This is a genomic window from Crenobacter caeni (genome assembly GCF_010435965.1).
Lineage (GTDB): Bacteria > Pseudomonadota > Gammaproteobacteria > Burkholderiales > Chromobacteriaceae > Craterilacuibacter > Craterilacuibacter caeni.
The window spans coordinates 68,829-81,295 of record NZ_JAAGAA010000013.1; the positions used below are offsets into that span (position 1 = coordinate 68,829).

The following is a 12,467-nucleotide window of genomic DNA, read 5'->3' on the forward strand; positions in this document are numbered from 1 at the left end:
CTTACTCCCGACCTTGTAGCGCAATGTCATTACCTGCCTCCCTGCCGTGGCCCACCGCCGGCCAGAAAACCCGTCTTGTCACCCCGCCGGCCGGTGCCGACGCCGCCTGGCTCGCCGCGCAGGCGGGCGGTGACGCACCCCTGCTGGTGCTGGCAGCCAGCGCGCAAGCCGCGCAAAGACTGAAGACCGAGATCGCCTTCTTCCGTCCGGCCTTGCGCGTCGCGCTGTTGCCGGACTGGGAGACGCTGCCGTACGACCACTTCTCGCCGCACGCCGACCTGGTGTCCGAACGCCTGCTCACGCTGTGGCAAATCCGCCAAAACGCGTGCGACGTGGTGATCGCGCCGGTGGCGACCGCGCAGGGGAAGCTGCCGCCGCCGTCCTTCCTCGCCGCGCGTACCTTCTTCCTCAAGACCGGTCAGTCGCTCGACGTCGACGCGCTGCGCGCCGACCTCGTCACCGGCGGCTACCAGCACGTGACGCAGGTGATGGTGCCCGGCGAATTCTCGATCCGCGGCGGGCTGGTCGACCTCTACCCGATGGGCAGCACGCTGCCGTTCCGGGTCGACCTGTTCGACGACGAGATCGAATCGATCCGCACCTTCGACCCGGACAGCCAGCGTACGCAGGACACCGTGCCCGAGGTGCGCATGCTGCCGGCGCGCGAGTACCCGGCCGACGAAGCCGGCGTCACCGCGTTCCGCCAGCACTGGCGCGAGCGGATGGAGGGCGACCCCAGCCGCAGCCGCATCTACCGCGACGTGTCGGCCAGCAGCTGGCCGGCCGGCATCGAGTACTACCTGCCGCTGTTCTTCGACGAGACGGCGACGCTCGTCGACTACTTCCGCACGCCGCCCACCGTGGTGCTGCTGGGCGACACCCTCGCCGCCGCCGAAGAATTCTGGCGCGAAGTGGAGAGCCGCTACCGCATGGGCCAGGGCGACCCGGAGCGGCCGCTGCTGCCACCGTCCGCGCTCTTCTTGCGCGCCGACGAGCTGATGGGCTTGGTCAAGCCCTTGCCGCGCTTCGAGACCGGCGACGCCGGCGACGCGCTGCCGTTTGCCGCGCTACCCGACCTCGCCGTAGAGCGCCGTGCCGACGCCCCGCTGCAAAAGCTGGCCGACTTTTTGGCCGCTACCGGTGCGCGCGTGCTGCTGCTGGCCGAGAGTCTGGGCCGGCGCGAAACCATGCAGGCCTTCCTCGCCGACAACGGCATCCGCACCCAGACGGTCGACAACTGGGCGGCGTTCGTGTCGGGCGACATGAAAGTCGCGCTGTCGGTCGGCCCATTGTGGTCGGGCTACGCGCAACTCGACCCGGCCCTTGTCGTCGTCACCGAATCCGAGCTGTACCGCCACGTCGCGCGTTCGGGGGCGCGCCGGCGCAAGCGCGCCGCCAGCACCGACAGCATGTTGCGCGACCTGGCCGAGGTGAAGGTCGGCGACCCGGTGGTGCACGAGGCGCACGGCATCGGCCGCTATATGGGTCTCGTCACGCTGGACCTGGGACTGGGCGAGACCGAGCTGATGCAGCTGGAGTACGCCGACGGCGCGGTGCTCTACGTGCCGGTCGAACAACTGGCGATGATCTCGCGCTACGCCGGCGCCGCCGCCGACGAGGTGCACCTGCACCGCTTGGGCAACCCGGCATGGGAGAAGGCGCGCAAGAAGGCCGCCGAGAAGGCGCGCGACACCGCCGCCGAGCTTTTGAACCTCTACGCGCAGCGCGCGCTGCGCGAGGGGCACGCCTTTACCATGAGCCACCACGACTACGAGGCGTTCGCCGAGGGCTTCGGCTTCGAGGAGACCGCCGACCAGGCATCTGCCATCGAGGCGGTGATCGCCGACATGACTTCCGGCAAGCCGATGGACCGCCTGGTATGCGGCGACGTCGGCTTCGGCAAGACCGAGGTCGCGCTCAGGGCCGCCTTCGTCGCGGTGATGGGCGGCAAGCAGGTGGCGGTGCTGGTGCCGACCACGCTATTGGCCGAACAGCACGCGCAAAGCTTCGCCGACCGCTTCGCCGACTGGCCGGTGAAGATCGCCAGCCTGTCGCGCTTCAACACGTCAAAAGCGACGACCGCCGCGCTCAAGGGCCTGGCAGACGGCTCGGTCGACATCGTGATCGGCACCCACAAGCTGGTGCAGCCGGACGTGCACTTCAAGAACCTGGGCCTTGTCATCATCGACGAGGAACACCGCTTCGGCGTGCGCCAGAAGGAGCAGCTCAAGCGGCTGCGCGCCAACGTCGACGTGCTGACGCTGACCGCGACACCGATCCCGCGCACGCTGTCGATGGCGCTGGAAGGCCTGCGCGACTTTTCGGTGATCGCCACCGCCCCCAGCCGCCGGCTGTCGGTGAAGACTTTCGTCAGTCCCCTGCGCGACGGGGTGATCCGTGAGGCGGTGCTGCGCGAACTCAAGCGCGGCGGCCAGGTGTTCTTCCTGCACAACGAGGTCGACACCATCCCCAATATGCGGGACAAGCTGGCCGAGCTGTTGCCCGAGGCGCGCATCGGCGTCGCCCACGGCCAGATGCCCGAGCGCGAACTCGAGCAGGTGATGCGCGACTTCATGCAGCAGCGCTACAACCTCTTGCTGTGCTCGACCATCATCGAAACCGGCATCGACATCCCCAACGCCAACACCATCCTGATCAACCGCGCCGACCGCTTCGGCCTCGCCCAGTTGCACCAGCTGCGCGGCCGGGTCGGCCGCAGCCACCACCAGGCGTACGCCTACCTGCTCACGCCGGACGGCATGACGCGCGACGCGCAAAAGCGGCTGGAAGCGATCCAGCTCTCCGAAGAACTGGGCGCGGGTTTCTATCTGGCCATGCACGACCTGGAGATCCGCGGCGCCGGCGAGGTGCTGGGCGAAGGGCAGTCGGGCGAAATGCAGGAAGTCGGCTTCGGCCTCTACACCGAGATGCTCAAGCAGGCGGTACGCGCGCTGAAAAAAGGGCGCGAACCCGACCTCGACCAGCCGCTGGGGGTGACCACCGAAGTCAACCTGTACAGCCCGGCGCTGCTGCCCGAGGCGTACTGCCCGGACGTGCACGAGCGGCTGGTGCTCTACAAGCGGCTGGCCACCTGCGAGAGCGGCGACGAGATCGACGCCATGCACGAGGAGCTGATCGACCGCTTCGGCCTGCCGCCGCAAGCGGTGAAGACGCTGATCGAGAGCCACCGGCTGCGCCTGATGGCCAAGTCGCTCGGCGTCGCCAAGCTGGAGGCGAGCGACAGCGTGGTTCAGCTGAGTTTCGTCAAGAAACCCGACGTCGACCCGATCAAGATCATCGCGCTGATGCAAAGCGGCAAGGGCTACAAGATGGCCGGCCCGGACAAGCTGCGCTGCGAGGTAAAACTCCCCGACGTCGCCGCGCGCGTCGCCAAGGTGCGCGAGATCATGAAGGCGCTGGCCTGACCCTCACCCCTCTCCCGCCAGCTGGAGAGGGTGAATGGTCGCACAGGCCGTAACCCACCACCCGCCGACCAGCCCCCCGCAGGATGGAATAGCCGCCGGCAGGCGGCGTACCCATCACCAGACACCCGTGGATCAGGCCGCAGGCCGTCACCCACTACCCACCGACCAAGCCAGCTCCCCCACAGCTCCTCTCCCGCCCGCGGGAGAGGAGCTGTGGGGCGCCGGATGAGGGTCGGCCGTTACAGCAGGACTGCCAGCGCCATGCCAGCGAACAGCAAGGCGGCAAGGCGGTCGAGCGCGGCAAACAGACTCGGCGAACGGGCCAGGCGGCGCGAGAGTGCGCCGGCCGCACAGGCGACGGCACCGAACACCAGCAAGGTCGCTAGGATGAAGGCGCTACCCAACCACGCGAGCTGCCACGACGCGTGGCCAAGCTCGGGGTCGACGAACTGGGGTAGCAAGGCCAGGAAGAACAGCACGACCTTGGGGTTGGCCAGGTTCATGCACACGCCCTGCCGGATGCCCGGCACGCGGCCGTCCGCAGGCAGGCGCCCCTGCCCCGCGTGGCACCACGCCAGCCAGGCAAGGCGCGCAAGGTAGAGCGCGCCGGCGAGCTTGAGCAGGCCAAAGGCGACGGGCGAGGCCGCGAGCAAGGCGGAAACGCCGGCCATCACCAGCGCCGTCTGCACGAGCAGGCCCATGCACAGGCCCAGCACCAGGCGCAGCCCCGCACGCGTGCCGTGCCGCGCGGAGAGCGCGAGCACGCACAGGTTGTCCGGCCCCGGCGAGAGCGCCAACAGGACGGCGACGCCGAAGAAGGTGGCCAGCGTGTCGACAGGCGGCATCAGCCGGCCTGCGCGGCCGCGCGCGGCGCAGCCTCGTCCTTGCGCTGGCTCAGCCACACCCCGGCGAACACCAGCGCGCAGGCGAACCACTGCGCGGCATTCAGCGTCTCGCCGAGGATGGCCCACGCCAGCAGCACCGCGAACACCGGGATCAGGTTGGTAAACATTGCCGCCTGCGCGACCGGCACCCGGCACACCGCCCAGGTATACAGCCCGTACGAACCCAGCGTGATGCCGGCGCCCAGGTACACCACCCAGAAGCTCGGCCACAGCGGAAACACGGTCGGCCACGCTACCCACGGCGTGAACATGCCGGCGCCGAACCACAGGCTGCCGGTCACCGACTGCACGCAGGTGAGCAGCAGCGGCGAGTAGCGTCCGGACAGTCGCTTGGCGACCAGCATATAGGCGGCCCCGCACACCATCGCCAGGAACTGCAGCAGGTTGCCGAGCACCGGGTTGGGCGCGGACGCGCTCTGGCCTGCGCCGGCGGTCAGCCAGATGACGCCGGCCATCGACACCGCCATCCCCGCCCACATCCGCGCCGATTGCCGCTCGCCCAGGAACAGCATCGCGCCGAACGCGACCAGCATCGGCAGCGTCGCGGTGAGGATGGCCGCCTGCGACGCGCTGGTGAGCATCAAGGCCTGCGCCTCGAACAGGAAATAGAGGCAAGGCTCGGCCAGCCCCAGCGCCATGAGCCACTTCCAGTCACCCTTTCGGTAGTGGCCGCGCGCGCCGGTCAGCCGGATCAGCGGCAGCACGCAGACGGTGGCAATCAGCATGCGCGCGAACAGCACGGCGATCGGGTCGAACACGACGAACACGTATTTGAGCGCGATGAAGGAACTGGCCCACAGCAGCATCGCGAGGATCAGCGCAAGGTAGGGAAGCATACAAACCACCGGACATTTTGCTTATGGCATTCTGCCACCAGATAGCACATGCCGTCTAACTTGCAACTCACCCTCTGCACACAAAAAACCCGCAGCCAAGCTGCGGGTTTTGTCGTCTGGGGGTCGCCGCCTTATTTCAGCAACTCGACCTGCTTGACGTCGACTTCGTCCTGCCCGGTCAGCTCGCGGTCGACTTCGCCGGTCAGCCGCACACGCTGGCTGGCGTCGAAGTTGGCCTTGGGCATGCGCTTGTGGTCGATCTCGACCGTGATCTCGCCGCTGGCGTCGCGGAACAGGTAACGGTCCTTGCCCAGGTGGCGGACGATGTGGCCTTCGAGGACCACCGCCGTGTCGTCGGCCGCCTTGATCGCCTCTTGCGCGTTCATCTTGGCCGGCGGCTGTGCGCCAGGACCGGTATAGCCAGCCTGCGCGACGAGCGGCGTGGCGGCAGCGAGCGCGATGGCTAGCGCGAGGACAGTCTTCTTGGCAGTCATGAAATGCTCCCGTTCTTGATTCTGGATGAAAATTAGAACTCCGACCTACGTTATAGGCGGCTCGTGGTGCGCTGCCGCCCTCAGTCGAGCAACTCGACGCGCTTGACCTCGACTTCACGTGTCCCGTACCACGCCTTGTCGACCTTGCCGCTCAGGCGTACGAGAGCCTTGTCGTCGAAGGTAACGCCGGGCAGGCGCTTGTCGTCGATCTCGACCTCGCCCTCGCCGCTTGCGTCGGCAAACAGGTAGCGTTCGTGACCGAGTTTCTTCACGAGACGCCCTTCGAGCACGAAGGCCGCGTCGTCGGCGGCGGCCTGGGCCTGGGTGATGGTGCGCACGGCGGGCGCGCTACCCGGTCCCTGGTAGGCGGCGTGGGCGGCCAGTGGGGCGAGCGCGGCAAACAGCGCTGCGATGACGGTTTTCTTCATGGGTCTTGTCCTTGTGCGGTGACTTGCGATGCGTGCATTAGACCCGACCCACCTTAAACAAAACTTAAGCGAGCAAATTCTTTCGTATCTGTGCAGACAAAACAAAACCGCCCGGCAAGGCCGGGCGGTTCGGACGCGAAGGCGGTAAACACTTACGCGTTCAGTTCCTTGGCCAGGTACAGCCAAGTCTCGACCACGGTGTCCGGGTTCAGCGACACGGTCTCGATACCCTCTTCCACCAGCCACTTGGCGAAGTCGGGGTGGTCGGACGGGCCCTGGCCGCAGATGCCGACGTACTTGCCCTGCTTGCGGCAGGCGCTGATGGCCATCGACAGCATCGCCTTGACCGCGTCGTTGCGCTCGTCGAAGGTCGAAGCGATCGGGCCGCCGGAGTCGCGGTCGACGCCGAGGGTCAGCTGGGTCATGTCGTTCGAGCCGATCGAGAAGCCGTCGAAGTACTCGAGGAACTGCTCGGCGAGCACCGCGTTGGACGGCAGCTCGCACATCATGATCAGGCGCAGGCCGTTCTCGCCGCGCTTGAGGCCGAAACCGGCCAGGATGTCGACCACTGCGCGCGCTTCGGCGACGGTACGCACGAAGGGGATCATCACCTCGACGTTGGTCAGGCCCATCACGTCGCGCACGTGTTTGATCGCGCGGCACTCGAGCTCGAAGCAGTCGCGGAAGCTGTCGGCGACGTAGCGCGCTGCGCCGCGGAAGCCGATCATCGGGTTCTCTTCGTGCGGCTCGTACAGGCTGCCGCCGATCAGGTTCGCGTACTCGTTCGACTTGAAGTCGGACATGCGCACGATCACCTTCTTCGGCGAGAAGGCCGCGGCCAGCGTCGACACGCCTTCGGCGATCTTGTCGACGTAGAAGTCGACCGGGCTCGCGTAGCCGGCGATGCGGTCGCTGATGGTCGCCTTCAGGTCGGCCGACAGGCTGTCAAATTCGAGCAGCGCCTTCGGGTGGATACCGATCTGGCGGTTGATCACGAATTCCATGCGGGCCAGGCCCACGCCTTCGTTCGGCAGCTGCGCGAAGTCGAACGCGAGTTCCGGGTTGCCGACGTTCATCATGATCTTGACCGGGCTCTTCGGCATCGAGTCGAGCTTGAGGTCGATCACTTCGACGTCGAGCAGGCCTTCGTAGATCAGGCCGGCGTCGCCTTCGGCACAGGAGACGGTCACTTCCATGCCGTCACGCAGCACGTCGGTCGCGTCGCCGCAGCCGACTACGGCCGGGATGCCCAGTTCGCGCGCGATGATCGCCGCGTGGCAGGTACGGCCGCCACGGTTGGTCACGATCGCGGCCGCGCGCTTCATCACCGGTTCCCAATCCGGGTCGGTCATGTCGGTGACCAGCACGTCGCCGGCCTTCACGCGGTCCATCTCGGACGCGTCCTTGATCATGCGCACCACGCCCTGGCCGATCTTCTGGCCGATCGCGCGGCCTTCGGCCAGCACGGCGGACTTGCTGTTCAGGCGGTAGCGGCGCAGCGTGTCGACGCGGTTTTCCTGCGACTTCACGGTCTCCGGACGCGCCTGCAGGATGTAGAGCTTGCCGTCGACGCCGTCGCGGCCCCACTCGATGTCCATCGGACGCTGGTAGTGCTTCTCGATGATCTGTGCGTAGCGCGCCAGCTCCTCGATCTCGGCGTCGGTGATCGAGAACTGCTTGCGCAGTTCGGGCTCGACGTCCAGCGTGCGCACCGAGCGGCCGGCTTGCGACGCGTCGGTGAACTCCATCTTGATCAGCTTGGAGCCCATGGTCTTGCGCAGGATGGCCGGGCGGCCGGCGGAGAGCGTCGGCTTGTGTACGTAGAATTCGTCCGGGTTCACCGCGCCTTGCACCACGGTCTCGCCGAGGCCGTAGGAGGCGGTGATGAACACCACGTCCTCGAAGCCCGACTCGGTGTCGATGGTGAACATCACGCCGGCGGCGCCGATGTCGGAGCGCACCATGCGCTGCACGCCGGCGGACAGCGCGACCACGTCGTGGGCGAAGCCCTTGTGCACGCGGTAGGAGATCGCGCGGTCGTTGTACAGCGACGCGAACACGTGCTTCATCGCGTCCTTGACGTTGTCGAGGCCGCGGATGTTGAGGAAGGTTTCCTGCTGGCCGGCGAACGAGGCGTCCGGCAGGTCTTCGGCCGTGGCGGAGGAGCGCACGGCGACCGAAATGTCGGCGCCGCCGGCATCGTCGACCATCTTGGCCCACGCCTGGGCGATATCCTGGTCAAGCTTCTCCGGGAACGGCGTGTCGATGATCCACTGGCGGATTTCCTTGCCGACGCGGGCCAGCTCGGTCACGTCATCGATGTCCAGCTGGTTCAGCTTCGCATTGATGCGGTCGGCCAGGCCGTTGTGGTTCAGAAAGTCACGGTAGGCCTCGGCCGTGGTGGCGAAACCGCCGGGGACGCGGACTCCGGAACCTGCGAGTTGACTGATCATCTCGCCGAGGGAAGCGTTCTTGCCGCCCACCTCTTCGACGTCGGTCATACGCAGCTTCTCGAACCAGATGACGTAGCTGTCAGCCATCACTATCTCTTCCTGTGTGGATTGGACGAATTTCGGTTGCGCGATTCTATACGAATACTCGGTGCATTGCGTAAGGTTTTGCACCGCAATATGAATACCGCATGCAGCGGCAAACACCCGGCCCCGCGCAAGGCGGCGATATAATAGCGCAATCCGCAGCAGACATTTATTGATCCAGATAGGGGGTAACCCATGCCACACCGCCGCTCCGCCTTCTTCGTGTCCGACCGCACCGGCATCACCGCCGAGGCGATGGGCTCGACCCTGCTGACCCAGTTCGAGCAGGAGTTCAAGCGCGAGACCATCCCCTACGTCGACACCGTCGAGAAGGCCGAGGAAGTCGTCGCCACCATCCGCGAGCGCGCGGGGTCCGACCACCACCGCCCGCTCCTGTTCACCAGCATCGTCGACCCGGCGGTACGGGCGGTGTTCAAGGTCGACTGCGCGCTGTCGATCGATTTCTTCGAGACCTTCATCGGGCAGATCGAAAACGAACTGGGGCAGAAACCGTCGCTGACGGTCGGCAAGACGCACGGCCTCGTCAATGAGGAACGCTACGACTACCGGATGGCCGCGGTGAACTTCTCGCTCGACCACGACGACGGCGTCAAGCTCAAGGACCTCGAGGAGGCCGACGTGATCCTGGTCGGCGTGTCGCGCTCGGGCAAGACGCCGACCTGTCTGTACCTTGCGCTGCAATACGGCATCAAGGCCGCCAACTACCCGCTGACCCCGGAAGACCTGGACTGCCCGACCCTGCCCAAGATGTTGCTGCCGTTCCGCCAGAAGATCTTCGGGCTGACCATCGACCCGCAGCGCCTGCACAACATCCGCACCGAGCGGCGCCGCGACTCGCGCTACGCGAGCATGGACAACTGCCGCTACGAGGTGAACGAGGCCGAGTCGATGTTCCGCCAGCACGGCATCCCGTTCGTCAGCACCACCCATAAGTCGATCGAGGAGATCTCGACGACCATCATGCTCAAGGCCGGGCTGACCCGCCGTTTCTGAGCCTTGCACGCAAAAAAGCCCGCGCATTCGGCGCGGGCTTTTTTGCGTGCAAGCCTCGCTTAGAGCGTGTTCACGGTCTCGCGAGCGAGAGCGAGACAAGGCGAAAACGGCTGAGAAAGCGGAGTGTACAGCTTGTACATGAGCATTTCGAAGCCGTTTTCAACGCTGTATCGGCGATGCGCAGCAGACCGTGAACAGGCTCTTACAGCTCCTTGGCGTTCTCGGCCAGGTAGCTGGCGACGCCCTCGGCGCTCGCCTTCATGCCCTTCTTGCCCTTGTTCCAGCCGGCCGGGCAGACTTCGCCGTGCTCTTCGGTGAACTGCAGCGCGTCGACCATGCGCAGCATCTCGTCGATATTGCGGCCCAGCGGCAGGTTGTTGACGACCTGGTGCTGCACCACGCCCGAGCGGTCGATCAGGAAGGAGCCGCGGAAGGCGACACCTTCGTCCGCCTCGACGTCGTACGCCTGGCACAGCGCGTGCTGGATGTCGGCGACCAGCGTGTAGCCGACCTGGCCGATGCCGCCCTGCTCGACGGCGGTGTTGCGCCACGCGGCGTGGGTGAACTGGCTATCGATCGACACGCCGATCACTTCTACGTTGCGCTGCTTGAATTCTTCCAGGCGATGGTCGAATGCGATCAGCTCGGACGGGCAGACGAAGGTGAAGTCCAGCGGGTAGAAGAACACCACGGCGTACTTGCCGGCGGTCGCGTCCTTGAAGCTGTAGTTGTCGACGATCTGACCGTCGCCGAGGACGGCGGAGAAAGTCTTGTCGCCATCAAAGAACGGGGCTTGCTTGCCTACGAGTACGGCCATCTGTTTGCTCCTGAGAAGATAGGATCGGACATCCCGCGCCGGCGCGGGCACCTGCGAAGCGGCCGCGGACAGGGCCGCGGCAACCTGTCAGCATATTGCTGCCGAATCAGTCCCTTTCAAGGGGCACACGCAAAAAAACCGGCCGGGCAAGCCCGGCCGGTTGTCGCGTGCGAGGTGCCGCTTACGCGGTTTCGGTCTTGCGCAGGCGCAGGTTCAACTCGCGCAGCTGCTTGTCGTCGACATGGTTCGGCGCGTTGGTCAGCAGGCACTGCGCGCGCTGCGTCTTCGGGAACGCGATCACGTCGCGGATCGACTCGGCACCGCACATCAGCGTCACCAGACGGTCGAGGCCGAAAGCCAGGCCGCCGTGCGGCGGCGCGCCGAACTTCAGGTTGTCCAAGAGGAAGCCGAACTTGTTCTGCTGCTCTTCCGGGCTGATCTTCAGCGCGGAGAACACCTTCTCCTGCACGTCGGCACGGTGGATACGCACGGAACCGCCGCCGATCTCCCAGCCGTTGAGGACCATGTCGTAGGCGCGCGCGATGCAGGCGCCCGGGTCGGTCTCCATCAGGTCTTCGTGGCCCGGCTTCGGGCTGGTGAACGGATGGTGGCACGCGGTCCAGCGGTCGTCGTCCTCGTCGTACTCGAACATCGGGAAGTCGACCACCCACAACGGGCGCCATTCCTTGACGAAGTAGCCGTTCTCGAGGCCGCGCTCGTGGCCGATCTTGATGCGCAGCGCGCCGATCGCCTCGTTGACCACCTTGGCCTTGTCGGCGCCGAAGAAGATGATGTCGCCGTCTTTCGCACCGGTGCGCTCGATGATGGCGGCGAGGCCCTCGGCGGACAGGAACTTGACGATCGGCGACTGCAGGCCTTCCTCGTTCGGCTTGGACGCGTCGTTGACCTTGATGTAGGCGAGGCCCTTGGCGCCGTAGATGCCGACGAACTGGGTGTAGTCGTCGATCTCCTTGCGGCTGAGCGCAGCGCCTTTGGGCACGCGCAGCGCGACGACACGGCCGTTCGGCATGTCGGCGGCGCCACGGAACACCTTGAACTCCTCGTTCTTCATCAGGTCGGTCAGTTCGGTGAACTTGAGCGACACGCGCAGATCCGGCTTGTCCGAGCCGTAGTAGTACATCGCGTCGGCGTACGTCATGCGCGGGAACTTGCCCAGCTCGACGTTCATCACGTCGCGGAAGATCTCCTGCGCCATGGTTTCCGTGATGTCCATGATCTCGTTCTCGTTCAGGAACGAGGTTTCGATATCGATCTGGGTGAATTCGGGCTGGCGGTCGGCGCGCAGGTCCTCGTCACGGAAGCACTTGGTGATCTGGTAGTAGCGGTCGAAGCCGGCGACCATCAACAGCTGCTTGAACAGCTGCGGCGACTGCGGCAGCGCGAAGAACTCGCCCGGGTGCACACGGGACGGCACCAGGTAGTCGCGCGCGCCTTCCGGGGTCGAGCGGGTCAGCATCGGCGTCTCGATGTCGATGAAGCCCTGCTTGTCCAGGTGGTTGCGCACGCCCATCGCGACGCGGTAGCGCAGGCGCAGGTTCTTCTGCATCACCGGACGGCGCAGGTCGATCACGCGGTTGAGCAGGCGCACGTTCTCGGAGATGTTCTCGTCATCGATCTGGAACGGCGGGGTCGCCGCGGCGTTCAGGATCTCGATCTCTTTGGCCAAGAGCTCGATCTCGCCGGAAATCATCTTGGTGTTGGCGGTGCCCGCCGGGCGCTCGCGCACGATGCCGGTCACCGACAGTACGTACTCGTTGCGCGCGCTATCCGCCAGCGCGAAGGCCTCGGGGGTGTCCGGGTCGATCACCACCTGCACCAGGCCCTCGCGGTCCCGGAGGTCGATGAAGATCACGCCGCCGTGGTCGCGGCGACGGTGGGCCCAGCCCTTAACGGTCACGGTCTGGCCGAGGTATTTCTTGTCAATGAGTCCGCAGTAATCGGTTCGCATGCTGTCAGCTTCGGGTAGGTTATTGGGTTACGCGCGACACCG

General features: G+C 66.0%; 9 protein-coding genes. 2 read left to right on the forward strand and 7 right to left on the reverse strand.

Annotated elements, in window-relative coordinates:
* The first annotated feature begins 23 nt into the window (after nt 1-23).
* Nucleotides 24-3,425, forward strand: coding sequence for a transcription-repair coupling factor (gene mfd, locus GZH52_RS13860; RefSeq protein ID WP_163317199.1), 3,402 nt, complete (start codon nt 24-26; stop codon nt 3,423-3,425).
* A 239-nt stretch (nt 3,426-3,664) separates the two neighbouring features.
* On the opposite strand, the gene GZH52_RS13865 is transcribed toward mfd, so the two are convergent.
* From GZH52_RS13865 to ppsA, 5 genes are all read right to left on the reverse strand, one after another.
* The gene (locus GZH52_RS13865) at nt 3,665-4,270 is read right to left on the reverse strand and encodes a LysE family translocator (protein WP_163317201.1); all 606 of its coding nucleotides are present in this window, start codon (nt 4,268-4,270) and stop codon (nt 3,665-3,667) included.
* On the reverse strand, nt 4,270-5,166 hold the full coding sequence (locus GZH52_RS13870) for a DMT family transporter (RefSeq protein ID WP_163317204.1): 897 nt from the start codon (nt 5,164-5,166) through the stop codon (nt 4,270-4,272). Before GZH52_RS13870 ends, GZH52_RS13865 begins: the two co-directional genes overlap by 1 nt.
* Before the next feature lie 131 nt (nt 5,167-5,297).
* Entirely contained in the window at nt 5,298-5,660 is a 363-nt protein-coding gene (locus GZH52_RS13875; RefSeq protein WP_163317206.1) for a YgiW/YdeI family stress tolerance OB fold protein, read from the reverse strand.
* Nucleotides 5,661-5,740: 80 nt separating this feature from the next.
* Nucleotides 5,741-6,088: a YgiW/YdeI family stress tolerance OB fold protein gene (locus tag GZH52_RS13880; RefSeq protein WP_163317208.1), complete on the reverse strand. Its 348-nt coding sequence runs from the start codon at nt 6,086-6,088 to the stop codon at nt 5,741-5,743.
* A gap of 152 nt (nt 6,089-6,240) precedes the next feature.
* Nucleotides 6,241-8,628 carry a phosphoenolpyruvate synthase gene (ppsA, locus tag GZH52_RS13885; protein WP_163317210.1) on the reverse strand — a complete coding sequence of 796 codons (2,388 nt, stop codon included), beginning with the start codon at nt 8,626-8,628 and terminating at the stop codon, nt 6,241-6,243.
* Between the two features lie 192 nt (nt 8,629-8,820).
* On the opposite strand from ppsA, the gene ppsR reads away from it, so the two are divergent.
* A complete protein-coding gene (gene ppsR / locus GZH52_RS13890; protein WP_163317212.1) occupies nt 8,821-9,639 on the forward strand; it encodes a posphoenolpyruvate synthetase regulatory kinase/phosphorylase PpsR in 819 nt (272 codons plus the stop codon).
* Between the two features lie 202 nt (nt 9,640-9,841).
* Here the strand turns inward: ppsR and GZH52_RS13895 are convergent, their stop codons facing one another.
* Nucleotides 9,842-10,456, reverse strand: coding sequence for a peroxiredoxin (locus GZH52_RS13895; protein WP_163317214.1), 615 nt, complete (start codon nt 10,454-10,456; stop codon nt 9,842-9,844).
* 181 nt (nt 10,457-10,637) lie between these two features.
* Nucleotides 10,638-12,425: an aspartate--tRNA ligase gene (gene aspS, locus GZH52_RS13900; RefSeq protein ID WP_163317216.1), complete on the reverse strand. Its 1,788-nt coding sequence runs from the start codon at nt 12,423-12,425 to the stop codon at nt 10,638-10,640.
* Nucleotides 12,426-12,467: the final 42 nt, after the last annotated feature.

What these genes read in the sequence shown, in the direction of transcription:
- aspS (WP_163317216.1), bottom strand. Translation starts at nt 12,425, where the DNA reads ATGCGAACCGATTACTGCGGACTCATTGACAAGAAATACCTCGGCCAG.
- mfd (WP_163317199.1), top strand. Translation starts at nt 24, where the DNA reads ATGTCATTACCTGCCTCCCTGCCGTGGCCCACCGCCGGCCAGAAAACC.
- GZH52_RS13865 (WP_163317201.1), bottom strand. Translation starts at nt 4,270, where the DNA reads ATGCCGCCTGTCGACACGCTGGCCACCTTCTTCGGCGTCGCCGTCCTG.
- GZH52_RS13875 (WP_163317206.1), bottom strand. Translation starts at nt 5,660, where the DNA reads ATGACTGCCAAGAAGACTGTCCTCGCGCTAGCCATCGCGCTCGCTGCC.
- GZH52_RS13895 (WP_163317214.1), bottom strand. Translation starts at nt 10,456, where the DNA reads ATGGCCGTACTCGTAGGCAAGCAAGCCCCGTTCTTTGATGGCGACAAG.
- ppsA (WP_163317210.1), bottom strand. Translation starts at nt 8,628, where the DNA reads ATGGCTGACAGCTACGTCATCTGGTTCGAGAAGCTGCGTATGACCGAC.
- ppsR (WP_163317212.1), top strand. Translation starts at nt 8,821, where the DNA reads ATGCCACACCGCCGCTCCGCCTTCTTCGTGTCCGACCGCACCGGCATC.
- GZH52_RS13880 (WP_163317208.1), bottom strand. Translation starts at nt 6,088, where the DNA reads ATGAAGAAAACCGTCATCGCAGCGCTGTTTGCCGCGCTCGCCCCACTG.
- GZH52_RS13870 (WP_163317204.1), bottom strand. Translation starts at nt 5,166, where the DNA reads ATGCTTCCCTACCTTGCGCTGATCCTCGCGATGCTGCTGTGGGCCAGT.